Consider the following 23,128-nt stretch of genomic DNA (forward strand, 5'->3'; position numbering starts at 1 on the left):
GACGCCTTGACCGTTCTTGAGACCACAAGGGGTGCCGATGCCGGGCATCGGCACCCCCGGTCACCTCACCGAAACACGACCAGATACCGCAAGGCGGATGCGGCGTCGGCATGGCTTCTGCTGGCCCCGTCGCTCATCCTCTTCATAACCTTCATCATCGTCCCGACGATCGTCGGCGTCGGGCTGAGCTTCTACGAGTGGAACTTCTTCGACACCCCGTCCTTCGTCGGACTGGCGAACTTCACGAAACTCGCCACGGACCCTGCCGCCTGGACCTCACTGGGGGTCACCCTGCTCTTCGTGCTCCTGGGCGTGGCTCCCACGATTGCCATCGGCTTCATGCTGGCCGTCCTCATCAACTCGAACATGCCGGGAGTGGGAATCCTGCGCGTGCTCTACTTCGTGCCCGTCGTGCTCTCTGTGGCGGTATCCGCCGTGCTCTGGGCCTTCATCTACGACCCACGTCAGGGGCCGATCGCCTCTCTGCTGCACCTGCTCGGGCTGCCGCCCATAGACATCCTGAACACGGACACCCTGGCCCTGCCCGCTCTCGTTGTCATGATGATCTGGCTGGCCCTGCCCATCGTCATCATCCTGTACCTGGCGGGCCTGCAGCGCGTGCCGGAAGACATCTATGCGGCCGCTGCGCTCGACGGTGCAGGATCGTGGCGCACGCTGTGGTCGATCACCTGGCCCAACGTCGGATCCACGACCTTCGTGGTGGCGATCCTGCAGCTCGTCAACTACGTGGCGAGCTCACTCGACGTCTCGCTCATCATGACCAACGGCGGACCGCTCGGCGCAACAACCGCGCTCAGCCTCTATGCGTATCGGCAAGCTTTCTCCAACCAGGATGTGGGCTACGCGAGCGTGCTCTCCGTGCTCCAGATGGCCATCATCGTCCTTGTCATAGGCGTCAGTCGTTTCGCCATCAGGAGGTTCTCGCGATGAGATCCATTGGTTCACGCGTCGGGCGATATTCGACGATCATCCTGCTCGGCCTCGTCATCGCCTTTCCCATGCTGTACCTGCTGTCTGGTTCGCTCATGTCCTTCCATGACATCGCGCAGTACCCGCCGCGCCTGTTCCCAACCGAACCGATCTGGGACAACTTCATCCAGGCGTGGAGCTACCTCACGCCTCGAACAGTCATCAACACGTTCGTCTTCGTGGGAAGCGTTCTCTTTATCCAACTCGCCATCTGCCTGCCGGCCGGGTTCGCACTATCGAAGATCACGTTCCGCGGCTCCAAAGCGGTGTTCGCACTGTTCCTGGTGCCCGTCCTGATGCCGACCAACCTGCTGCTGATCCCCACCTTCGTGGTCACACTGCAACTGGGACTCGTGGGTACCTTCTTCGGCCTCGTGCTTCCGATTGCCGGGCAGGCATCTGTTGGGGTTCTCCTCTTCCGGCAATTCTTCATCACGCTCCCGGATGGGCTGGTCGAGGCTGCTCGCATCGACGGCGCCAACTGGTTCCAGGCATTCTTCCGCATCGCGCTGCCGCTCGCGCGCCCGATCATCGCGGCGTACTCGGTTGTGACGTTCCTCACCGCGTGGAACCTCTACATCTGGCCGCTGCTCGCTGCGCCCGGCGAGCAGACGAGGGTGCTCACACTCGCCCTTGCGCCGCTCGCCACGACCCAGTTCTCGAACATCTCACCCTCCGTCGGATTCGCCGCTGCGGTCATTTCCATGGTTCCGGTGCTCGTCGTGTTCGTCCTGTTCCAGAAATGGTTCACTCGCGGCATCGCCGGCACCGGCCTCGAGTAGGCGGCATCGTGAAACAGGACTCCGCGCACGTCGCGGTGGATGCCAGCGTGCGCATCGAGGAACCGATACGGTTCGAGCAATCGAGCCCGTCGACCTCGGTGCGCCCGGGGGACACATCCGTCACTTTTGTCGGCGTCGCCGCTCCCCGGCTCAGCTGGCGCATCGCATCTGCCCCGGCCGGGTGGCGTCAGCTCGGCAGCGAGATAGAGGTGAGGTACCCGGACCACAGTACGCGGCACGCGTCTTTCGACAACGACAGCCAGATCCTGGTCGACTGGCCGTGTGCTCCACTCGCATCACGAGACCGGGTCGACGTGCGGGTGCGCGTCACGGGCCGGAACGGCTGGAGTGCGTGGAGTCCCCGTGCGACGGTCGAGGCATCCCTCCTGCAGCGATCCGACTGGACCGGGAGCTGGATCACGGCGGCTGATGGAGCCACTGTCGACGATCCGGCACCCATCATCGGCACGACTCTCAAGGTGGATGCCCGCCTCATCACCGCCAGGCTGCACATCACCGCGCTCGGCATCGTCGTTCCCGAAATCAACGGCGAACGCGTATCGGGCGATCACTTCACGCCCGGCTGGACGACGTACGACAGACTCGTTCGCTTTCGCAGCTATGACGTGACGGCGCTGCTGCACGAGGGAACCAACGAGCTCAGTGCGGTGATCGGCAACGGCTGGTATCGCGGGCGGATCGCCTCGCTGCCCATTCATCGGGGTAGCACCTACGGTGACCGGCTTGCCCTGCTCGCGCAGCTCGAACTCGAATACCCTGACGGCCGACGCGTCACGATCGGCACCGATGAGAACTGGCGAACTGCCCCCTCGCGTGTCCTCGCCAACGACTTCTACGACGGACAGACGACAGACCTGCGGATGCCCGTGCGGCCATCGCTGGACGCCCCCGTCGAGCGCCTCAGCGTCGAGCCCGCGCGACTCGGCTTCGCCGCAGCTCCCCCCGTCAGGGAGTTGGAGACGGTCGCGCCGTCCGCTCTTATCAGGCGACCAGCGCGCCCCGATCAGTCAGACACGATCATCGTCGACTTCGGGCGCAATCTCGTGGGCTGGGTGAGGCTGCGAGTCACGGCACCCGTCGGGACGGCGGTGACCGTTCGTCACGCCGAGGTGATGGAGCTGGGCGAGCTCTCGATTCGCCCGCTGCGTTCCGCCGAGGCCACCGATCGATATCTGCTTGCCGGCGGAGCCAGCGAGTTGCTCGAACCCGGCTTCACCTACCACGGCTTTCGCTATGCAGAGATCAACGGCCTCCCGTCCGATGCGATCATCGCACTCGAAGCGGTGTCTCTGGGCAGTGCTTTGACCCGCACCGCCTGGTTCTCCTGTTCCGACGCCGCGCTGACGCAACTGCATCGCAACGTCGTGAACAGCATGGTCGGCAACTTCCTCGATATTCCGACCGACTGCCCGCAGCGCGACGAACGTCTGGGGTGGACCGGCGACATCCAGGTGTTCGTGCCCACCGCATCCACTCTGTTCGATGTCTCGGCCTTTCTCGGCGGATGGCTTGAGACGCTCGCCCTGGACCAGCTGCCGGACGGCACCGTTCCCGCCACTGTGCCACGGGTCTTCCTCGACGAATCTGCCCTGGCCGGCTGGGGCGACGCTGCCGTGGTCGTGCCCTGGGTGCTGTACCAGCGCTACGGCGATGTCGACGTTCTCCGTCGGCAGTACGCGAGTATGACCGCATGGGTGGACCACGTGCGCAGCCTCGCAGGCGATGAACTGCTCTGGCGCGGCGGCCAGCAACTGGGCGACTGGCTCGATCCGCTCGCACCCCCGAACGATCCCGCCGCGGCCCAGGCCGATCCTGACGTCGTCGCCACCGCGTATTTCTATCACTCGGTCGACCTGCTCGCGTCCAGCGCGCAAGCACTCGGGCTTGCCGCCGACGCCGAGCGCTACGCGACACTCGCAACGAACATCCGCGCGGCCTTCTCCACGGCGTATGTGCAGGATGATGGGCACATCAGGAGCGACTGCCAGACAGTGTACGCACTCGCGCTGGCCTGGGACCTGATCGACGATCCGTCCGTGCGGTCACGCTCGGGCGAGCGCCTTGCCGAACTCGTGGAATCCCAGGGGTTCACCGTGGCGACAGGATTTCTCGGCACCCCCGTCGTGCTGCACGCTCTCACTCTCGCCGGGCGCACGGACGACGCGTACCGGATGCTCACGACACGGGCATTCCCCAGCTGGCTCTACGCGGTCGACCTCGGCGCAACAACAATCTGGGAGCGCTGGGACAGCCTGCTCGCGGATGGCAGGGTGAACCCCGGCACCATGACGTCGTTCAACCACTACGCCTTCGGTGCCGTGGCGAACTGGATGCACCGCACCATTGGCGGCCTCGGCGAACTTTCGCCGGCCAGCCGGACGGTGCGGGTGGCTCCCGTTCCGGGCGCCGGGCTCACGAGCGGAACCATGACCTACGACTCGCCCTACGGCCGTATCCGGGTGGACTGGGAACAGGTGGATCATCGCTTCGAGCTCGAGCTCTTGGTACCGGTCGGCGTGACGGCGACCGTCGAACTGCCGGACGGGACCGTGCACTCACACGTCGAACACGGTCACCACGCGTACTCCTCCGACACGGGTTTCGAGACGTCTGCCGTGGGACGACATCACGGCCAGAGGCAGAGCTCCGAGAGGCGGGCTCGCCGGTAGGCTGCACCTTATTCCCATGATTAACCTGCCAGCGATCACATGAGGGCCAACGTAGGCATCCGCGACGTTGCCCAGGCCGCCGGCGTCTCCGTCGGCACAGTGTCGAACGTGCTGAACTACCCGGACCAGGTGAGTGCAAAGACACTCGCCAAAGTGCAGCAAACGATGCAGTCCCTGGGGTTCGTGCGCAACGACCTGGCGCGCCAGCTTCGCATGGGCAGGAGTGCGGCGATCGGCTTCGTCGTCGTCAATATCGCGAACCCGTTCTTTGCCGACCTCGCGCACGAGCTCGAAGCGGCGGCAGAGGAGGTCGGTCACACCATCGTGCTCGGCTCGAGCGATCAGAACGCCGCGAGGGAACGTCGCTACATCGACCTCTTCGACGAGCATCGCGTGCGTGGGCTGCTGATCGTGCCCCAGCAGGGGCTCACCCCGCGCCTCAGCAGACTGCGTGCGAGCGGGACTCCGGTTGTGCTCTTCGACGGCAACATCGAGTCCGATGAAGTGTGCTCGGTCGGACTGGACGGGTCGGCGGGCGGATACCTCGCGGTACGACACCTCGTCGAGTCGGGTCGGCGACGGTTGGTCGTCGCCGGCGGTCCACTGTCGCAGATCGGCGACCGCCTGGCCGGGGCGACCCGAGCCGCGCAGGAGACGCCGGGTGTGACCCTGTCGATCATCGAAACGCCCGACCTCACGGTCGAACACGGACGGCTCGTTGCCGAACGGATCCTCGCGCTGCGTGAGGAGGACCGACCGGATGCCGTGTTCGCCGCGAACGACCTGCTCGCGATCGGCGTCGTCCAGGCCCTCATCGTGGATCGCAGGCTGTCCATCCCCCGCGACATCGCTGTCGTCGGCTACGACGACATCGACTTCGCGGCATCCACGGTCGTGCCGCTCAGCACCATCCGACAGCCGCGGGAGTCCCTGGCCCGCGCTGCGCTTGAGCTGCTCGAGCAGGAGGTCACAGGTGACGAGAACCACAGGCATGGACGACACCTGCTTCAGCCCGAATTGATCGTGCGCGCCAGCAGCGGGGTGCGGTAGCGGAAGAAACATCACCGAGGTGCTGTGACCTCTCGCGATTGCCGCTACACTTTGTGAAACGATTCATAAACGGGTGTGAGGTGACTCAAGGAGGAATCACGAACGCTGCCGACCTTCAGCGAGTCTGCTTCCAGCTCCAGGTGAAACCAGACCGCATCGCCGAATACCGCACGCGCCACACGGCCGTCTGGCCAGACATGCTGCACGCCCTCGCCTCCACGGGATGGCACAACTACTCGATCTTCCTACGTCCGGACGGTCTGTTGATCGGATACTTCGAGACTCCGTCGCTCGAGGCCGCCCAGGCGGGCATGGCCGACACGGAGATCAACGCCAGGTGGCAGGCGGAGATGGCCGAGTTCTTCGAGGATCTCGGCGACCAGCCCCCAGACACCGGCTTTCTCGTGCTCGACGAAATCTTCAACCTCGAGGAGCAATTAGCCACCCACCATGCGGCCGAGGGCATCCCCACCAGCAACACACAGAACAGGACAACACCATGACCACCTTCGACTCGATCGCACCGCTGCTCGCAGAGCAGGCAATCGAATTGCCCTCCTGGGCCTTCGGCAACTCGGGAACACGCTTCAAAGTGTTCAGCCAGCCGGGCGGCCCGCGCACGCCGGAGGAGAAGATCGCGGATGCCGCCCAGGTGCACAGGCTCACCGGCCTCGCCCCGACGGTCGCCCTGCACATCCCGTGGGACAAGGTCGACGACTACTCCGCACTCCGGCACTATGCCGAAGATCAGGGCGTCGCGCTCGGAACCATCAACTCGAACACCTTCCAGGATGACGACTACAAGCTCGGTTCCGTCACGCATTCCGATCCGCGCATACGCCAGAAGGCCATCGATCACCACTTCGAGTGCATCGACGTGATGAATGCGACGGGTTCGCGCGACCTGAAGATCTGGCTCGCCGACGGCACGAACTACCCGGGCCAGGACGACATCCGCGCCCGCCAGGATCGCCTCGCGGATTCGTTGCAGAAGATCTACGCCAGGATCGGCGACGACCAGCGCCTCGTGCTCGAATACAAGTTCTTCGAGCCGGCTTTTTACCACACGGATGTTCCGGACTGGGGCACCTCGTACGCGCAGGTCGCGGCACTCGGCGAGCGCGCCATGGTCTGCCTCGACACCGGACACCACGCGCCTGGCACCAACATCGAGTTCATCGTCGCGCAATTGCTGCGGCTCGGAAAGCTCGGCTCCTTCGACTTCAACTCGCGCTTCTACGCGGACGACGACCTCATCGTGGGGGCGGCAGACCCGTTCCAGCTGTTCCGCATCCTGTACGAGGTCATCCGCGGCGGTGGGTACGGCGCGTCGTCCGGAGTCGCGTTCATGCTCGACCAGTGCCACAACATCGAAGAGAAGATTCCCGGCCAGATCCGCTCCGTGCTCAACGTGCAGGAGATGACGGCGCGGGCGCTGCTGGTCGACACCGAAGCCCTCGCCGCCGCCCAGGCCGCGGGCGATGTGCTTGCGGCCAACGGCATCCTCATGGACGCCTTCTACACGGATGTGCGCCCGATGCTCGCAGACTGGCGCGAGAGTCGCGGCCTTCCGCGAGACCCCATCGCGGCCTACAACTCCAGCGGATACCGCGAGCAGATCGTCGCGGACCGCGTCGGCGGCCAGCAGGCCAGCTGGGGGGCGTGAGCGTGACCAATCCGACCGCCGCAGAGCTCATCGCCCGCAGCAACCGACTCGGCGCCAACCCTCGCAACACCAACTATGCCGGCGGCAACACCTCCGCCAAGGGCCTCGAGATCGACCCGGCAACCGGGGAGCAGGTCGAACTGCTCTGGGTCAAGGGCTCGGGCGGAGACCTCGGCACCCTCACCGAGCAGGGTCTCTCGGTGCTGCGGCTCGACCGACTGCGCGCACTGTCGAAGGTGTACCCGGGCGTCGAGCGCGAAGATGAGATGGTCGCGGCGTTCGAGTACGTGCTGCACGGCAAGGGTGGGGCCGCCCCGTCGATCGACACCGCCATGCACGGGCTGGTGGATGCGGCACACGTCGACCACCTGCATCCGGACTCCGGCATCGCCTTCGCCACCGCCTCCGATGGTGAGGAGCTCACCGCGGAGGCCTTCGGCGACAAGGTCGCGTGGGTCCCCTGGCGACGCCCCGGCTGGCAGCTCGGCGAAGACATCGCGGCGATCAGGCGGAACAACCCTGCGGCACTCGGCTGCATTCTCGGCGGCCACGGCATCACGGCATGGGGCTCGACGTCCGAGGAGGCCGAGGCCAACTCGCTCTGGATCATCGAGACCGCGGAGGCCTTTATACAGGAGCACGGGCGCACGGATCCCTTTGGAACCGTCATTGATGGTTACGGGCCGTTGAGCGAGCCAGAGCGCAGAGCCAAGGCTGCCGCGATCGCGCCGGCCCTCCGCGGACTGGTCTCCACCGACAAAGCCCAGGTCGGGCACTTCACGGACTCGGAGGTCGTGCTCGACTTCCTGTCCCGTTCAGAGCACCCACGCCTTGCGGCGCTCGGCACCAGCTGCCCGGACCACTTCCTGCGCACCAAGGTGAAGCCGCTGCTGCTCGACCTGCCTGCGAGCGCCTCCATCGAGGAGACGATCGCACGGCTGCACGAGTTGCACGAGGAGTACCGCACCGACTACCAGGCGTACTACGACCGGCACGCAACGGAGGCCTCACCCGCAATCAGGGGTGCGGATCCACTCGTCGTACTCATCCCCGGGGTCGGCATGTTCAGCTACGGCGCCAACAAACAGACCGCGCGGGTCGCCGGAGAGTTCTACATCAACGCGATCAACGTGATGCGCGGTGCGGAGGCCATCTCGAGCTACACCCCGATCCCGGAGAGCGAGAAGTTCCGCATCGAGTACTGGGCGCTCGAAGAGGCCAAACTGCAGCGGATGCCAAAGCCCAGGCCTCTCCAGTCGCGCGTTGCGCTCGTGACCGGGGCGGCATCCGGCATCGGCAAGGCCATCGCGACGCGCCTCGCCGCCGAGGGAGCCTGCGTAGTCATCGCCGACCTCGACCTGGAGAAGGCACAGGCCGCCGCTGCCGAGCTGGGCACCACGGATGTCGCCATCGGCATCAAGGCGGACGTCACCGACGAGCGCCAGGTGCAGTCCGCGATCGACCAGACCGTGCTCGCGTTCGGCGGCCTCGACCTCGTCGTCAACAACGCCGGACTCTCGCTCTCTAAGTCGCTGCTCGAGACCACGGTCGCCGATTGGGACCTGCAGCACAACGTGATGGCCAAGGGTTCATTCCTCGTGAGCCGGGCGGCGGCGAAGGTGCTCATCGACCAGAAGCTCGGCGGAGACATCGTCTACATCTCCTCGAAGAACTCGGTGTTCGCTGGCCCGAACAACATCGCCTATTCGGCGACCAAGGCAGACCAGGCGCACCAGGTGCGGTTGCTCGCGGCGGAGCTCGGCGAGTACGGCATCAAGGTCAACGGCATCAACCCGGACGGTGTCGTGCGCGGCTCCGGTATCTTCGCGGGTGGCTGGGGCGCGAAGCGGGCTGCGGTCTACGGCGTCCCGGAGGAGAAGCTCGGCGAATACTACGCGCAGCGCACCCTGCTGAAGCGCGAGGTGCTGCCGGAGAACGTCGCGAACGCGGTGTTCGTGCTCTGCTCGTCGGACCTCGACCATACGACCGGCCTGCACATCCCCGTGGATGCGGGCGTCGCGGCGGCGTTCCTGCGATGAACCTCATCTGTTGGTCGAGTAGCGAGGAGCAACTATGCTGACCGCGGTCGCGGCGGTCGATCTCGGCGCGACCAGCGGGCGGGTCATGCTCGGGTACGTCGGCCATAACGAGCTGAGCCTGCGACCGGTCGCGCGCTTTCCCAACGGCCCGGTAGCGGCGGCGGAAGGCCTGCACTGGGACATCGAGGCGCTCTACGAGAGCGTGCTGGACGGGCTCACCGCGGCCCTGCGCGAAGAGCCGGACCTCGCCAGCATCGGCGTCGACACCTGGGCGGTCGACTATGCGCTGCTGAGGGGTGGGCGGATGCTCGCGCCCCCGTTTCACTACCGCGACGCGCGATCCGCGGCCGGCGTCGAGAGAGTTCACGCCATCGCGAGCCCCGCAGAGCTCTACACCGCGAACGGCCTGCAGCATCTGCCCTTCAACACCCTGTACCAGCTGGCCGCGGAGCAGCTGTCGCCCCGGCTGCTGGATGAGGCAGACACCATGCTGCTCATCCCCGACCTGATCGACTTCTGGCTCACCGGCGAGCGCCGCGCGGAGCGCACGAACGCCTCGACGACGGGGCTGGTGAACGTGAGCAGCGGCGAGTGGGACGACGCCCTCATCCGTCGGCTCGGCTTCCCGCGCGGCATCTTCCCCGAGCTCGTCACGCCGGGGTCGAGCGTGGGCGGACTGCTCCCGGATGTTGCCGCGAGAATCGGCGCCGGGCCAGGACTCACCGTGACGGCCGTCGGGTCGCACGACACGGCATCCGCTGTCGTCGCCATCCCGGCGAGCGCCCCGGATTTCGCCTACATCTCCTGCGGCACCTGGGGCCTGGTCGGCGTGGAGCTCGAGGCCCCCGTGCTCACCGAGGCGAGCCGCGCGGCGAACTTCACCAACGAGGGCGGCGTCGATGGCCGCGTGCGCTTCCTGCACAACGTGATGGGCCTCTGGCTGTTGAGCGAGTCGGTGCGCGTGTGGGAGTCGGATGGCCCATCCATTGATCTCGTGTCGCTCCTCGGTGCGGCTGCGGCGGTGACCACGCCGGTCCCGATCTTCGACGCGAACGACGAGCGCTTCCTCGCGCCGGGCGACCTGCCCGCGCGCATTTCCGACTGGTTGGCCGAGCGCGGACTGCCGGTTCCGCAGAGCCGCGCGGAGTTCGTGCGCTGCATTCTCGAAAGCCTTGCGGATGCCTTTGCCACGGCAGTGCGGCGCGCGTCAGAGTTGTCGGGGAAACCGGTCTCGGTCATCCACCTGGTCGGCGGCGGCTCGCAGAACGAGTTGCTCTGCCAGCTCACCGCCGACCGCAGCGGCCTGCCTGTGCTGGCGGGCCCGGTCGAGGCGACAGCGATCGGCAACGTGCTCGTGCAGGCGCGGGCCCAGGATGCCGTCAGTGGTGACCTTGAGGCACTTCGCGCACTCGTCGCGGCAGCCTTCCACCCCGTTGCCTACCGCCCGCGAACCTCCGCACCCCGCTGACGCGGCCACAGTCGCGGCCGCGGCCGCGGCCGCGGTTCAGGGAACATTGCTACCCCAACAGGTCGTGCCGCACGACGATCGCGTCGCGGCCGGGGCCGACGCCGATCGCCGAGATGCGCGATCCGCTGATCCTCTCGAGCGAGATCACGTAGTCCTGTGCGGCCTGCGGCAGATCCTCGAAACTGCGAGCTCCGGTGATGTCTTCGCTCCAGCCCGGGAAGTTCTCGTAGATGGGGATCGCGTGGTGGAAGTCGGTCTGCGAGGTCGGCACCTCATCCACGCGCACTCCGTCGACCTCATAGGCGACGCAGACCGGGATCTGCTCGAGCCCGGTGAGCACGTCGAGCTTGGTGAGCACGAAGTCGGTGATGCCGTTGACGCGCGAGGCGTAGCGAGCGATGGGAGCGTCGTACCAGCCGCAGCGGCGCGGGCGCCCGGTGGTCGTGCCGAACTCGAAGCCGTTCTCGCGCAGGAAGTCGCCAGACTCATCGAACAGCTCGGTGGGGAACGGGCCGGCGCCGACGCGGGTCGTGTACGCCTTGACGACTCCGATCACGCGGTCGAAGCGGTTCGGTGCGACCCCGGATCCCGTTGCCGCACCACCCGAGGTGGCCGACGACGACGTGACGAACGGGTAGGTGCCGTGGTCGACATCCAACATCGTGGCCTGGCCCGCCTCGAACAGCAGGGTGTCTCCCGCGTCGAGGGCCTGGTTCAGGCGGAGGCCGGTGTCAGCGACCATGGGGCGCAGGCGATCCGCATACTTGAGCAGCTCATCCGCGATCTCGTCGACGGTGATCGCGCGACGGTTATAGATCTTCACCAGCAGGTGGTTCTTCTGGGCGAGCGCGCCCTCGATCTTCTGGCGCAGGATGTTCTCGTCGAACAGGTCCTGGATGCGGATGCCGACCCGGTTGATCTTGTCGGCATACGCCGGACCGATTCCCCGCCCCGTCGTGCCGATCTGTCGCTTGCCGAGAAAGCGCTCCGTCACCTTGTCGAGGGTGCGGTGGTATTGCGTGATGACGTGCGCGTTTGAGCTCACGAGCAGGCGCGAGACGTCGACGCCGCGGGCGCTGAGCGCATCCAGCTCTTCGAAGAGCACCTCGATGTCGATGACGACACCGTTGGCGATCACCGGCGTGACGCCCTCGGTCAGAATGCCGGAGGGGAGCAGGTGCAGCGCATACTTCTCGTCGCCGACGACCACCGTGTGCCCGGCATTGTTGCCGCCGTTGAACTTGACGACGTAGTCGACGCGGCTGCCGAGAAGGTCGGTGGCCTTGCCCTTGCCTTCGTCGCCCCACTGGGCGCCGATCAGAACGATTGCAGGCATAACTGATCCCTTCGAGATCGGTGGGGATTACACCCCAGCCTATCGTGTAGCCACTGACAGGCCACTAGAAAAGGTCGACTCCCGTCAGAGCCAGGCCGGTCAGGCAACGGCGCGAGACATGCGCGTGGCCGCCTCACGCGCGAACGCCAGAAACTCGTCGCTGCCGCGCAGTTCGTATTCCATGCCCGCGGGAACCCAAACCAGGGCCGAGAGCATGAGCTCGAACGTGTCCCCGCTGATCGGCCAACTCGTGGTGTGTTCATCGATCGCGACCGCACCCTCCGACCACGGGCCGAAATGTTCGCGCATGGCCGCGAGAGGCATCCGCATGACGACCTCCGCCTGGACTCGGCTGTGCATGGATGCGATTACCGCCGTCACGAACTCTGCCGCGTCCACTGCGGGAAGCTCTCGCGGCACAAAGTGCCGCCGAGTGCCGAAGTAACTGCTCATCCGGTCGACGCGAAAGGTGCGCCAGTCGCCGCGCTGCAGGTCCCAACAGACCAGGAACCAGCTGCGCTCGGCCGCGACGAGCGTGTGCGGCTCGACCGCGCGATCCGTCTCAGCGCCGCCCGCCGCGACATAGTGAAAGCGGATGCGCTCGTGATCGCGGCAGGCGAGCGCGAGCTGACCGAGAAGTTCGGATGAAACGAGCAGCTCGGATGACACCGGGACACCGTGCGAACCCTGCGGCCGCGGTCGACCGGCGAGCACACTGCCCGCGAGGGCGTTCACCCGCTGCCGCAGTGCCGACGGCAGCACCTGCTCGAACTTGGCGAGCGCGCTCAGCGAAGTCTGCTCGCCATTGACCAGACCCCGGGTCGCCGCAATGCGCAGACCGATCGCCATCGTGACCGCCTCCTCGTCGGTGAGCAGCAGCGGGGGGAGTTGCGACCCGGCCTCGAGTCGGTAGCCTCCGGCGGCGCCGCGTGCCGCACCTACTCGATATCCGAGCTCTCGCAGGCGCTCGATGTCGCGGCGCAGAGTGCGCCCGGTCACACCGAGTCGCTCCGCCAACTCCGGGCCAGACCACTGCCGGTGAGTCTGTAGAAGGCTGAGCAGCGCGAGGGTCCGAGACGTCGTTTCTGCCATGTCCCCATTCTCTGATCAATCAGGACGGAAAGCGACCTGATTGTCTTCTACCGTGGAGAAACACCAACCCAAGGAGAACATCATGAACTGGAAGATCGAACTCATCTTCATCCCCGTCACCGACGTCGACCGGGCCAAGGCCTTCTACGTCGACCAGGTCGGGTTCCACGCAGACTTCGACCAGCAGGTCACAGAAGAGTTGCGCTTCGTGCAGCTGACACCAGAGGGTTCTGCCTGCTCGATCGCCTTCGGAACCGGTCTCGGCATCGACATGCTCCCCGGCACCCAGAGAGGCATCCAAGTGGTGATCCCGGACGCAGACGAGGCTCGCGAGCACCTTCTCGAAAAAGGTGTCGAGGCGAGTGAAGTCGAGAACCTGGCCTGGGGTCGTTTCGTTCGCTTCGCTGATCCAGACGGCAACACGTGGTCGCTCCAGGAACTACTGCCGCGCTGAGAACGCGGCACCGGTGAGCGACTCTGAAACGTCCCACAGCCGTTCTGCGTCGCTGCGGCTGCTCGCCGACCCGTACACCTCCTGCTCCGCCGGTGCCCCGGACAGGTGCAGGAACCCACCTGGGCCGAAGAACGCACCGTGTCTCACGCTGCTCGCCGCGTACAACGCGGGAAGAGCACCGCCCCCCGCGGTCTGCACCAGGATGCCGAGGCGCACGAGCAGCCGGATGACGCGCACGAGCCCCGTGTCGCGAGTGCGCCCCAGCTCCGGATGCGCGGCCAGCAGGTTGGTCAGGGCGATACCGGGATGCGCGACACTGCTTTCGATCCCCCACCCGCCGGCCTCGCTGCGCCGATCGAGCTCGAGGGCGAACAGCATCAGGGCGAGCTTCGACTGCCCGTAGGCCCTCTGCGCGCTGTAGCGACGCGCGAACTGCAGGTCGTCCCAGTTGATCCGGGCACCATCCGCGGCAAAGCTCGTCTGGCTCACGACCCGCGCGCCTCCCGCGCGCAGCAGGGGCATGAGTCGCTGCACGAGGGCGAAGTGCCCCAGATAGTTTGCTCCGAACTGCAGCTCGAATCCATCTGCAGTGAGCTGCCGCAGCGGCGGAGTCATGACGCCCGCGTTGTTGATGAGGTGCGTCACGGGCGCCCCGTCGGCGAGCACCCCGTCGGCGAAGGCTGCGACGGACTCGAGCGACGACAGGTCGAACGCCTTGGTCGATACCACGGCGCCGGGCACGGCATCCCGGATCTTCCGCACCGCGGCCTCGCCCTTCGCCACAGTCCGCACCGGCAGCACGAGCTCGCTCCCGGCCCGCGCGAACCCGAGCGCGATCTCGAGCCCGATGCCGTCGCTCGCGCCGGTGATGATCGCGCGCTGTCCCCTGAAATCGGGGAGGTCGATGAATGTCGAGCGAGTCATGGTCTTCCTTCGTCCTGTCTGGTCAGGCACCACACCCGGGCACCGCATCCCCAGACTCACACCCTCGCCGAGGGACAGCCAGGGCGCACACAACCACGGATCGCCGATCCCTTGCTAATGGCCCGGACACCGACGATATTGGGCTGAGTGAACAGAGAGCAGCTGGCCGATTTTCTTCGCACCCGTCGCGAAGCGCTTCAGCCGCAGGACGTCGGACTCCCCCGCGGCGCCAGACGGCGCACATCCGGGCTCCGCCGCGAAGAGGTCGCGCTCCTGGCCGGGATGTCGACGGACTACCTCAGCCGGCTCGAGCAGCAGCGTGGCCCACAGCCCTCGCTGCCGATGCTCGCCTCGATCGCTCGCGCGCTGCACCTGAGCCTGGACGAGCGCGACCACCTGTTCAGGCTCGCCGGGCACAACGCACCGGCCCGTTCGCTGCACAGCACGCACATCACCCCCGGCCTGCTTCGGGTGATGGATCGCATGCAGGACACTCCGGCCCAGATCATGGGCGGCCTCGGCGAGACGCTCCTGCAGAACCGGCTCGCGATCGCCCTGCTCGGGGTCGAGACGGAGTTCACCGGGATGTCACGCAGCGTCGGCTACCGCTGGTTCACCGATCCGGATGCGCGGTGCATCTACCCGGAGGAGGAGCACGCCGGGCAGAGCCGCATCGTCGTGTCCGAGCTGCGGATCGCCGCGACGCGGGAGCCGAACAACCCGCAGCTGGTCCCGATGATCGATCACCTCCTCGAGACCAGCGCCGAGTTCGCGGCACTCTGGGCCCGGCATCTCGTCGACGGACACCCGGACCGTCGCAAGCGCATCCGGCATCCGGAACTGGGCGTTCTCGAACTGGACTGCCAGCGACTCTTCGACGCAGACCAGTCGCAGACCCTGCTGGTTTTCACCGCGACGCCGGGCACCGAGAGTTACGAGAAACTCGAACTGCTCTCGGTGATCGGCGTCGACAGCATGACTGCCTGACCGCGCGGCTCAGGCGCCCTGGAGCTGCTCGCGGTACGAGGTGATCATGAACTCGGTCAGCTCGTTCAGCGAGGTGTCTTCGATGCGCTTGTCGAGCGTCACGCGACCCTGCTCGATCACGTTGATGCGGTCGCACAGCTCGAAGATGTGCGTGTAGTTGTGATCGACCACCAGCATCGCGACACCTCGGGACTTGGCCAGGTTCCTGACCAGCTCGATGATGAGCGACGCCTCGCGCGCACCCATGGCGGCAAGCGGCTCGTCCAGCAGCAACACCTTCACGCCGGGCTGCCTGGTCGCGCGAGCCACCGCGATGGCTTGGCGTTGACCGCCGGAGAGCTTCTCCACGGGAACATCCACCGAAGGGATGTTGACCTGGATGTCGCGCAGGTACTGCTTGGCCTCTTCCCTCATCCGCCGATTGTTCAGGAACCGGAACGGACCACCGAAGGTGGGCTCCCGGTTGAGGAACAGGTTGTGAAACACCGACAGCTCGTCGACGAGAGCCAGATCCTGGAACACCGTCTCGATGCCGTGCTTGCGCGCGTCTTCGACGGACCGGAAGTTGACCGGCTCGCCATCCATGTAGATCTGGCCAGCGTCCGGACGGTAGTACCCGGTGATGATCTTGACGAGGGTCGACTTGCCCGCGCCGTTCGAGCCGACGAGCCCCAGCACCTCGCCCGGAGCCAGATGGAGACTGACTCCTTCGAGCGCCGTGACCGGTCCGAAACTCTTCGCGACCTCTTCGGTTCGAAGGATGTCGGGCACCCCGTTATTGCCTTGTGATTGTTCCATTGTGTCTCCCTTGGCCTCGGTACGCTCGCGGTACTCGAGGCCGCCGATGTTCGTGGTTCGCTTGGCGAGTGAGTGGTCAGTTCGCTCCGGGAGGAGCGGAATTGGCCGGTGGCGCATCGGCCGCCTTGGCTGCTGCCGCACGCGGCGCGCCCTTCGGGACCACGCGCTTGTCGCGTCCGGTGCGAACACGATCCATCTGAATGTTCAGGATCATCGCGGCCAGGATCGCCAGGCCCAGAACGAGCTGGTAGGCGAATGCGTTGACGCCCATGATGTTGAAGCCGTCCTGCAGCACGCCGAGGACGATTGCACCGATGCCGGCACCGATCATGGTGCCCCGCCCGCCGGTCAGTGCTGTACCGCCGACGACGGCCGCTGCGACACCGTAGAACATCAGGGTCAGTCCGTCGGTGCCGGGGTTCAGGCTGCCGATCCGGTAGCCATCCAGCAGTCCGAGGAAGCCACCGAGCAGGGAGCAGATGGCGAAGCACGCGACCTTGACCCAGGCAACTCGGATGCCCGCCTCGCCCGCTGCCGTCTGGTTTCCGCCGACAGCGACCACGTGGAGGCCGAACGTCGTGCGCTTGAACACGATGTGCAGGATCACGCCGATGCCCAGGGCCCACAGAATCGAGGAGTACTCCCAGCCACCGAGCACGTCGGTGATGGCGCCTTCTCCCGCGGGGTTGATCTGGATTCCGTCTGACGACAGAAGAACGAAGCCCTCGAGAGCGAACACGGTGCCGAGGGTCGTGATGAACGACGGCACCTTGAGCAGCACGGTGATCAGGCCGTTGACGCACCCGATGGCGATCGAGATCAGCAGAGTGACGATGATCGCGGGGATGACCTGCAGGCCCGCGTCATTCAGGTAGACGACCAGGAATGGCGAGAGCACGTACACGCCACCGACCGACAGGTCGATCTCGCCGAGCGTCAGCACGGAGACCTCAGCGACGGCCACCAACAGGATGGGAGCGACGTAGCTGGACACCGTTGCCAGGTTGGAGAGAGTGCCGAACGAGGTAGTCGCCGCGCTGAAGAAGATGATCAATGCGATGCCGATGATCCCGATGACCAGTTCCTGGCCCTGAAGGAATCGACGCCACCGCAGTCGGGCAGCAGACGGCGCTGCCGCCGGGCGGCTTGCGCCGCCCGGCGTAGCGGAAGAAACTGATGAACTCATTGTCAGCTTTGAATCGAGGACGGTGCAGCGAGCACAGCCGCCTTGCTGGTCGAACCCTCGAAGCGGCTCTTGCTCGCCGTGTAGGGGTCGACATTACTCTTAAGCACGAACTTGAGTCCGGTATTCGTGTTGACCGGACCCATGAGTCCACCGGAGACCTGGTACAGGAACAGCTGCAGGATCGGCAGGAAGCCCTGGATGTAGGCCTGCTGGTCGATCGTGAAGTCGAGCTTGCCGGCCTTCACCTGGTCGAGCGTCGGCGTTCCGACATCCCAGCCGGAGCCCTTGACGCCGGTCGATGCGAACTTCTCGACCGTCTTGGCGACGGCGATTCCACTGCCGGAGTCGACAGCGTAGAGGAACTTCGCATCCTGGTGGCCCTGGAACCATGCCTCGACTGCCGAGAGTTCAGCGCCCTCCGCAGCTCCCGTTGCCACCTGCACGTACTTCACGCCAGCGGCCTCGAGCACGCCCTTGGCACCGTCGGCGCGCGGCTGGATGTTGCCGCTGCCGGGCGTGGCGATCATGCAGGCCACGGTGTCGCCCGGCTTCACCTGCTCGAGGATTCGCTTGCCTGCGGCAACGCCGGCCGCGGTGTTGTCCTGGCCGATGTACGACATAATCGGGGTCTTGCTGTCTGCTGGTGGGTTCGCGTTGTACGCGACGACCGGGATACCGGCCTCAAGCGCCTTTTCGGTGGGCGCCGTGAAGGCGGTCGGGTCGATCACCGGAACACCGATGCCGTCAACCTTGGCGGTGGTCGCGCTGTTCATCGCGTTGACCATCTCGGACACGATCGAGTCCTTCGACCCGGTCCAGCTGTAGCTGCAGCCCAGTAGTGCACACGCATCCTCTGCGCCGAAACGGGTCGGCGTGAAGAACGAGTTCGTGGTCACGTGGTTCACGAGCGTGAAGTTGTACTTCTTGTGACCGGGGTAGACACCCCCGCCCGCGACCGTCGTCGCATCCGCTGTGCTCGTGCCGGTGCATGCGTCAAGCAGTGCGACCAAGGCCGGCGCGCCGACACCCATGATCCCGACATTGCGAAGCAGACGCCGCCGTGACAGCGCTAAACGCTCCGGGGCAACCTCAGTATCGAACTTCGTACTTTCAGACATCGTTTCCTCCTCGAATGAATATCTACTTGGTGCCACGTCACGCGGTTAAACCCGAACACCCTCACGTCTGTTGAGCTGTGGGTGGGCAGGGAAGCCCGTGGCATTTGCGCCTGATCGCGTGACTGACGAGGAGCTGCGCGTAACCGTCATCGGCCGTGTGACTCCTTCGCCTCTATCCGGGTGAGCCCAGGAACAGCCCACCGAATTGTTAACGCTAACAACCTACAGTGTGAACGCTAACAAAACCATAGTATTACTTCGCCGCCGTGACGCCACAAGGGCTAAATCCTCAGGAAATCTTTATATTTCCGGCCGCGGTCCCGACGGTGTATCGTCGCCGACTGGAGGAAGAATGCGTCAAAGTACCGCGCCAGCGACCGGCAACGGCACGCAGCTCATCCCGTGCTGAGCGCACCCGTCGCATGAAGCGACTTCTCTCGTCGTCCTCTGCTCTGTTCTGGGGACTCCAGGCCGCGTTTCTCAACCCCGTGCTGGCCCTGCTGCTGGTCTCGCTGTTCGGCGCGACACCGCTTGAGGTCGGCTGGGTGCTCATGGTCTACAACGCGAGCGGGTTCATCGCGTCGCTCATCGTGCCCGCCTACGCGGATCGGCACCGCAACTACCTCGGCCCGATGCTGGTGTGCGGCATCCTGACGTTCGCGCTGGTCTGCGCACTCGCCCTCACCACCTCACTGCCGATCGTCGTCATCGCGCTCGTCGTACTGGGGGGCCCTGCCGGGGTCGGATCCTCGCTGCTGTTCGCCGACCTCAAGCACTCGGGTGCGGGACCCCGATCGGTGGTGAACGCGCGCGCCGTCGTGTCGTTCGCGTGGGTGGCCGGACCGCCGCTCGCGACCATCATCATGGGAGCCCTGGGCAACCGATCGATCCTGCCGGTGCTCGCGGTGGTCGCCGTCTTCAACGTGGCCACGGCACTCCTCACGATTGCCCGTGAGCGCAGGCATCCGGTCTCGCTCACACCTCGTGGATCGGCCGACGACGATCATCGTCAGGTGCCGCGACGGGCGCTGATCGCCATCGTCGCGGGATTCGTCGCCCTGCAGGCGACCAACAACGCGGCCGTGGCGATCATGAGCCTGTTTGTGACGGATCGACTCGGGCTCCCGCTGCTGTGGTCGGGAGTCGCGCTCGGCGTCTCGGCGCTGCTGGAGATTCCCGCGCTGCTCACGATCGGGCGGTTGGTGCAACGCGTGTCCAGCTTCGCGCTCATCGCCTCGGGCTGCATCGCCGGAATCGTCTACTACGCGGCGATGGCGCTCGTCACGGGGCCGATCGCCCTGGTCGCGCTGCAGGTGCTCAATGCATGGTTTTTCGGAGTGGTCGCGGGGATCGGCCTCACGCTGTTCCAGCAGATCATCCGGCGGCCCGGGGTGGCATCCGGGTTGTTCACGAACACGCGTCGTGTCGGTGCCATCATCTCCGGCCCGATCATCGGGCTGGGCGCCACGACCGCGATGGGCTACCAGGGTGTCTTCGTCATCTGCGCGGCGCTCACCGTGGTCGCGTTGGTCCTGGTCGAGTTCGCGCGCAGGGGTGCCAGACGAACTCCTGATGCCGCGGAGCCGGTCGAGGAGACCGCTCGCTGATCGCCGAAGCAGGATGCCCGATCAGGCGGCCACGACCTCCAGCACGATCGCGTGCTCGGGGTTCAGTATGGGCATCGGCAGGCCGACCTTCGCCAGTGCGAGGCCGGTCGCCTCGAATCCCGCGGCGAGCCATCCGGGTGCCTGTCGCTGAATGAATGGATGTCCACCGGTCGGGAACGCCACCGTCACGCGATAACGCCGCTCGGGGTCGAGCCCGGGGAACTGCACCCTGCCGGGGTGCTCGGCGAACGAACTCGCAACGCTCACGAACGCGAACAGCGCCTCGGAGGCATCCTGCGCGACCACGCCGTGCAGCAGGTACGCGGGGTCGACGAGGTCGGCGTGCACGGCGACGCCCGAGTGCAGCAGCGCGCGGTGCTTCTTGTACAGCGCGACGGCATCCTTCAGCTCGGCGAGCACCTCGCCCTCGGCCTCGCGGATGTCCCACTCCATGCCGAAGTGGCCGAACAGCGCGGTCGCGGCGCGGAAGGAGAGATCGTGGGTGCGGCCGGTCGTGTGCGAGGTAGGAGGGCCGACGTGGCTGCCGACGAGCTCCGGCGGAAGCACGGACTGGGTCCACCGCTGGATGGTCTGCCGCTCCAGCGCGTCGTTGCAGTCGGAGGCCCACACCCGGTCGGTGCGCTCGAGGATTCCGAGATCCACGCGCGCACCACCGGAGGAGCAGCTCTCGATCTCCACGTCCGGATGCGCGGCGCGCAGGGCGTCGAACAGCCGATACGCGGCGAGCGTCTGCTCGTGCGTCGACGCCTGCCCCTCGTGGCCCGCCTCGGTGAGATCGCGGTTCTGGTCCCACTTGAGATAGGAGATGTCGTTCTCGCCGAGCAGGGCATCGAGCCGGTCGTAGATGTACTGCCACGCCTCCGCGTTCACGAGGTCGAGCACCTGCTGGTTTCGCCACTGCGGCGGGATGTGCGTGCCCGGCCCGCTGATCCAGTCCGGGTGGGCGCGAATCACGTCGGAGTCCTCGTTGACCATCTCCGGCTCGACCCACAGGCCGAACCTCATGCCGCGGGAGGTCACCGCGTCGATGAGCGGCGTCAGCCCACCCGGCCAGACATCCTCATCCACGTACCAGTCTCCCAGGCCCGCCGTATCGCCCCGGCGGTGCAGGAACCAGCCGTCGTCGAGCACGAAGCGTTCGACGCCCACCTCCTGCGCGCGCTCCGCCAGCTCGGTCAGGGTGGCGAGGTCGTGGTTGAAGTACACGGCCTCCCAGGTGTTCAGCACGACCGGGCGAGGCGACGACGGATGCCCGGGCCGAGCCCGCATCCACCGGTGGAAGCGCTCGGTGATGCCGTCGATCCCGTGCTCGGAGTATGCCGCGTAGGTCCAGGGGGTGGTGTAGCTCTCACCCGTGGCGAGGGTGACCTCGCCCGGCGCAAGCAGCTCGGCCATCCCGAGCATGGCAACGTTGCTCGCGCTCTTCTCGAGGTAGACCTCGTGGTTGCCGCTGAAGCCGAGATGCACGGCCCACAGCGTGCCCGAGCGGTTGGAGAACGACGCGGTGCCCGCCGCCATGAGCAGCGAGTTGTCGTGCCCCGTGCGGCCGTGGCGGGATGCCCGCTGCCAGGTTCCCTGCGTGATCTTTCTGCGCTGCGGATGCTGCTCGCGGCACCATCGACCGGTCAGGTCGAGGATCTCCTCCGCCTCGGGCCCGAGCGGCAGGACCGAGCTGAGCTGCTGCAGCGAATACACGCCGACACCGTCGTTGCTCAGGGTGGTTCGCGTGCGGAGCATGCCCTCCTCGCCGAGGTGCAGCTCGATCGTCACGCTGAGGCCGGCCGCAGCATCCGCGAGGGTGATCTCGTGGGCGCCGACGCCCAGCGAGCGATGCCCGGTGGTCACCAGCCTGGGCGAGAAATCGCGGCCCGAGCGGTGGCCGAGCAGAGCGGGGCGACCACGCCATCCGCTCGAGGCCTGCGGGAAAAGCGGGATGCCCTCCGGCACGTCATACGAGGAGTGCGGCACAGCAGCGCTGAGCCCGGTCGGCACCCCGGCATCGGAACCCAGATCTGCACCCCAATGGATGACCTCGGGCGCGGAGCCGGACAGCTCGATCGCAAGGGACGTTCCTCCACCGCGAAGATGGACCAGCTCACTCATTCCGTACCGCCGCGTTCTTCAGTCGTTCGTCAATGGCACGTAGCGCACGTCGGGGATCAGGCTGTCAAGGGTCTCTCGGGCCTCTCTCGGCATCGCATCGTCGGTCACGAACGCGTCGACCTCGCCGAGTTTCGCGATCGTGCTCATGCCGACGGTGCCCCACTTGGTGTGGTCCGCAAGCACGACGACATTGCGCGCCGTCGCCGCGAAGGCACGGTTCGTCTCGGCCTCGAGCAGGTTCGGAGTGGTGAAGCCCGCCTTGGCTTCAACACCGTGAACGCCGAGGAAGAGGGTGTCGAGGTGCAGCTGTCCGAGCGCGCTGATCGCGATCGGGCCGACCAGGGCATCCGATGGCGTGCGCTCACCGCCGGTGAGGATGACGCTCGTGCGATTGCCCTCCTTGCGCGCGACGGCGCGGTAGAAGACATCCGCGATCTGGATCGAATTGGTCACGATCGTGAGGCCCTCGATCGAGCGGAGTTGCTTGGCCAGGGTCCACGTCGTGGTGCCTGCACTCAGCCCGATCGCGGACCCGGGGGTCACGAACGAGAGCGCCTCGCGCGCGATTGCACCCTTCTCGGCCTCTTCGCGCATGGACTTCTTCTCGAAGCCCGGCTCGTCGGTGCGCAGCGACCCCGGCACCTTCGCCCCGCCGTGCACCTTCTGGAGCAGGCCGGATGCCGCGAGCGTGTCGATGTCGCGGCGCACGGTCATGTCCGACACACCGAGCATTGCGGAGAGGTCCGAGATGCGCACGATTCCGTGCTGGTGCACCTTCGTCATGATCTCGGATTGTCTAGCCGCTGCAAGCATGCCG

The 23,128-nt window shown here is 66.2% G+C and carries 19 protein-coding genes; 11 read left to right on the plus strand and 8 right to left on the minus strand.

What is annotated here, in order from left to right:
• Positions 1-6: 6 nt before the first annotated feature.
• The 8 genes from ABUA28_RS08485 (at position 7) to ABUA28_RS08520 (ending at position 10,685) form a co-directional block, all read left to right on the plus strand.
• Complete coding sequence (locus tag ABUA28_RS08485) at positions 7-951, plus strand: carbohydrate ABC transporter permease (RefSeq protein ID WP_349903610.1); 945 nt, start codon at positions 7-9, stop codon at positions 949-951.
• Positions 948-1,772 carry a carbohydrate ABC transporter permease gene (locus ABUA28_RS08490; RefSeq protein ID WP_349903611.1) on the plus strand — a complete coding sequence of 275 codons (825 nt, stop codon included), beginning with the start codon at positions 948-950 and terminating at the stop codon, positions 1,770-1,772. The genes ABUA28_RS08485 and ABUA28_RS08490 overlap by 4 nt, the downstream gene beginning before the upstream one ends.
• 8 nt (positions 1,773-1,780) lie before the next feature.
• Positions 1,781-4,462: a family 78 glycoside hydrolase catalytic domain gene (locus ABUA28_RS08495; RefSeq protein WP_349903612.1), complete on the plus strand. Its 2,682-nt coding sequence runs from the start codon at positions 1,781-1,783 to the stop codon at positions 4,460-4,462.
• Positions 4,463-4,501: 39 nt separating this feature from the next.
• Positions 4,502-5,512 carry a LacI family DNA-binding transcriptional regulator gene (locus ABUA28_RS08500; RefSeq protein ID WP_349903613.1) on the plus strand — a complete coding sequence of 337 codons (1,011 nt, stop codon included), beginning with the start codon at positions 4,502-4,504 and terminating at the stop codon, positions 5,510-5,512.
• Positions 5,513-5,592: 80 nt separating this feature from the next.
• Positions 5,593-6,015, plus strand: coding sequence for an L-rhamnose mutarotase (locus ABUA28_RS08505; RefSeq protein WP_349903614.1), 423 nt, complete (start codon positions 5,593-5,595; stop codon positions 6,013-6,015).
• A complete protein-coding gene (gene rhaI / locus ABUA28_RS08510) occupies positions 6,012-7,178 on the plus strand; it encodes an L-rhamnose isomerase (RefSeq protein ID WP_349903615.1) in 1,167 nt (388 codons plus the stop codon). Before ABUA28_RS08505 ends, rhaI begins: the two co-directional genes overlap by 4 nt.
• Positions 7,179-7,180: 2 nt before the next feature.
• A complete protein-coding gene (locus tag ABUA28_RS08515) occupies positions 7,181-9,217 on the plus strand; it encodes a bifunctional aldolase/short-chain dehydrogenase (protein ID WP_349903616.1) in 2,037 nt (678 codons plus the stop codon).
• A gap of 34 nt (positions 9,218-9,251) precedes the next feature.
• Positions 9,252-10,685, plus strand: coding sequence for a rhamnulokinase (locus ABUA28_RS08520; protein ID WP_349903617.1), 1,434 nt, complete (start codon positions 9,252-9,254; stop codon positions 10,683-10,685).
• Positions 10,686-10,734: 49 nt separating this feature from the next.
• On the opposite strand, the gene ABUA28_RS08525 is transcribed toward ABUA28_RS08520, so the two are convergent.
• Together ABUA28_RS08525 and ABUA28_RS08530 are read right to left on the minus strand one after the other, a co-directional pair.
• Positions 10,735-12,021, minus strand: a complete 1,287-nt coding sequence (locus ABUA28_RS08525) for an adenylosuccinate synthase (protein WP_349903618.1) — start codon at positions 12,019-12,021, stop codon at positions 10,735-10,737.
• A gap of 99 nt (positions 12,022-12,120) precedes the next feature.
• Positions 12,121-13,113, minus strand: a complete 993-nt coding sequence (locus ABUA28_RS08530; protein WP_349903619.1) for a helix-turn-helix transcriptional regulator — start codon at positions 13,111-13,113, stop codon at positions 12,121-12,123.
• Between the two features lie 82 nt (positions 13,114-13,195).
• Here ABUA28_RS08530 and ABUA28_RS08535 point away from each other — a divergent pair, with 82 nt between their 5' ends.
• Entirely contained in the window at positions 13,196-13,567 is a 372-nt protein-coding gene (locus ABUA28_RS08535) for a glyoxalase superfamily protein (RefSeq protein WP_349903620.1), read from the plus strand.
• Here the strand turns inward: ABUA28_RS08535 and ABUA28_RS08540 are convergent.
• Positions 13,553-14,491, minus strand: coding sequence for an SDR family oxidoreductase (locus ABUA28_RS08540; RefSeq protein ID WP_349903621.1), 939 nt, complete (start codon positions 14,489-14,491; stop codon positions 13,553-13,555). The genes ABUA28_RS08535 and ABUA28_RS08540 overlap by 15 nt on opposite strands.
• Before the next feature lie 147 nt (positions 14,492-14,638).
• On the opposite strand from ABUA28_RS08540, the gene ABUA28_RS08545 reads away from it, so the two are divergent.
• Complete coding sequence (locus tag ABUA28_RS08545; protein ID WP_349903622.1) at positions 14,639-15,478, plus strand: helix-turn-helix transcriptional regulator; 840 nt, start codon at positions 14,639-14,641, stop codon at positions 15,476-15,478.
• 9 nt (positions 15,479-15,487) lie between these two features.
• Here ABUA28_RS08545 and ABUA28_RS08550 read toward each other — a convergent pair whose 3' ends face one another.
• The 3 genes from ABUA28_RS08550 to ABUA28_RS08560 form a co-directional block, all read right to left on the minus strand.
• Positions 15,488-16,276 (minus strand): ATP-binding cassette domain-containing protein, encoded by a 789-nt coding sequence (locus tag ABUA28_RS08550; protein WP_349903623.1) that lies wholly within the window; start codon positions 16,274-16,276, stop codon positions 15,488-15,490.
• 76 nt (positions 16,277-16,352) lie between these two features.
• Positions 16,353-17,462: an ABC transporter permease gene (locus tag ABUA28_RS08555; protein WP_349903624.1), complete on the minus strand. Its 1,110-nt coding sequence runs from the start codon at positions 17,460-17,462 to the stop codon at positions 16,353-16,355.
• Between the two features lie 2 nt (positions 17,463-17,464).
• Positions 17,465-18,580 (minus strand): substrate-binding domain-containing protein, encoded by a 1,116-nt coding sequence (locus ABUA28_RS08560; RefSeq protein ID WP_349903625.1) that lies wholly within the window; start codon positions 18,578-18,580, stop codon positions 17,465-17,467.
• A 422-nt stretch (positions 18,581-19,002) separates the two neighbouring features.
• Here ABUA28_RS08560 and ABUA28_RS08565 point away from each other — a divergent pair, with 422 nt between their 5' ends.
• Positions 19,003-20,187: an MFS transporter gene (locus ABUA28_RS08565; protein ID WP_349903626.1), complete on the plus strand. Its 1,185-nt coding sequence runs from the start codon at positions 19,003-19,005 to the stop codon at positions 20,185-20,187.
• 21 nt (positions 20,188-20,208) lie between these two features.
• Here ABUA28_RS08565 and ABUA28_RS08570 read toward each other — a convergent pair whose 3' ends face one another.
• Positions 20,209-22,311 carry an alpha-galactosidase gene (locus ABUA28_RS08570; RefSeq protein ID WP_349903627.1) on the minus strand — a complete coding sequence of 701 codons (2,103 nt, stop codon included), beginning with the start codon at positions 22,309-22,311 and terminating at the stop codon, positions 20,209-20,211.
• A gap of 18 nt (positions 22,312-22,329) precedes the next feature.
• The gene (locus tag ABUA28_RS08575) at positions 22,330-23,124 is read right to left on the minus strand and encodes a DeoR/GlpR family DNA-binding transcription regulator (RefSeq protein ID WP_349903628.1); all 795 of its coding nucleotides are present in this window, start codon (positions 23,122-23,124) and stop codon (positions 22,330-22,332) included.
• Between the last annotated feature and the right edge of the window lie 4 nt (positions 23,125-23,128).

The sequence above is a fragment of the Parafrigoribacterium humi genome (assembly GCF_040227205.1).
Lineage (GTDB): Bacteria > Actinomycetota > Actinomycetes > Actinomycetales > Microbacteriaceae > Parafrigoribacterium_A > Parafrigoribacterium_A humi.

Excerpts from the sequence above, each read along its gene's own strand:
- ABUA28_RS08490 (WP_349903611.1), top strand. The coding sequence starts at position 948 with ATGAGATCCATTGGTTCACGCGTCGGGCGATATTCGACGATCATCCTG.
- ABUA28_RS08500 (WP_349903613.1), top strand. The coding sequence starts at position 4,502 with ATGAGGGCCAACGTAGGCATCCGCGACGTTGCCCAGGCCGCCGGCGTC.
- rhaI (WP_349903615.1), top strand. The coding sequence starts at position 6,012 with ATGACCACCTTCGACTCGATCGCACCGCTGCTCGCAGAGCAGGCAATC.
- ABUA28_RS08520 (WP_349903617.1), top strand. The coding sequence starts at position 9,252 with ATGCTGACCGCGGTCGCGGCGGTCGATCTCGGCGCGACCAGCGGGCGG.
- ABUA28_RS08525 (WP_349903618.1), bottom strand. The coding sequence starts at position 12,021 with ATGCCTGCAATCGTTCTGATCGGCGCCCAGTGGGGCGACGAAGGCAAG.
- ABUA28_RS08530 (WP_349903619.1), bottom strand. The coding sequence starts at position 13,113 with ATGGCAGAAACGACGTCTCGGACCCTCGCGCTGCTCAGCCTTCTACAG.
- ABUA28_RS08535 (WP_349903620.1), top strand. The coding sequence starts at position 13,196 with ATGAACTGGAAGATCGAACTCATCTTCATCCCCGTCACCGACGTCGAC.
- ABUA28_RS08540 (WP_349903621.1), bottom strand. The coding sequence starts at position 14,491 with ATGACTCGCTCGACATTCATCGACCTCCCCGATTTCAGGGGACAGCGC.
- ABUA28_RS08550 (WP_349903623.1), bottom strand. The coding sequence starts at position 16,276 with ATGGAACAATCACAAGGCAATAACGGGGTGCCCGACATCCTTCGAACC.
- ABUA28_RS08555 (WP_349903624.1), bottom strand. The coding sequence starts at position 17,462 with ATGAGTTCATCAGTTTCTTCCGCTACGCCGGGCGGCGCAAGCCGCCCG.
- ABUA28_RS08560 (WP_349903625.1), bottom strand. The coding sequence starts at position 18,580 with ATGTCTGAAAGTACGAAGTTCGATACTGAGGTTGCCCCGGAGCGTTTA.
- ABUA28_RS08565 (WP_349903626.1), top strand. The coding sequence starts at position 19,003 with ATGAAGCGACTTCTCTCGTCGTCCTCTGCTCTGTTCTGGGGACTCCAG.
- ABUA28_RS08570 (WP_349903627.1), bottom strand. The coding sequence starts at position 22,311 with ATGAGTGAGCTGGTCCATCTTCGCGGTGGAGGAACGTCCCTTGCGATC.
- ABUA28_RS08575 (WP_349903628.1), bottom strand. The coding sequence starts at position 23,124 with ATGCTTGCAGCGGCTAGACAATCCGAGATCATGACGAAGGTGCACCAG.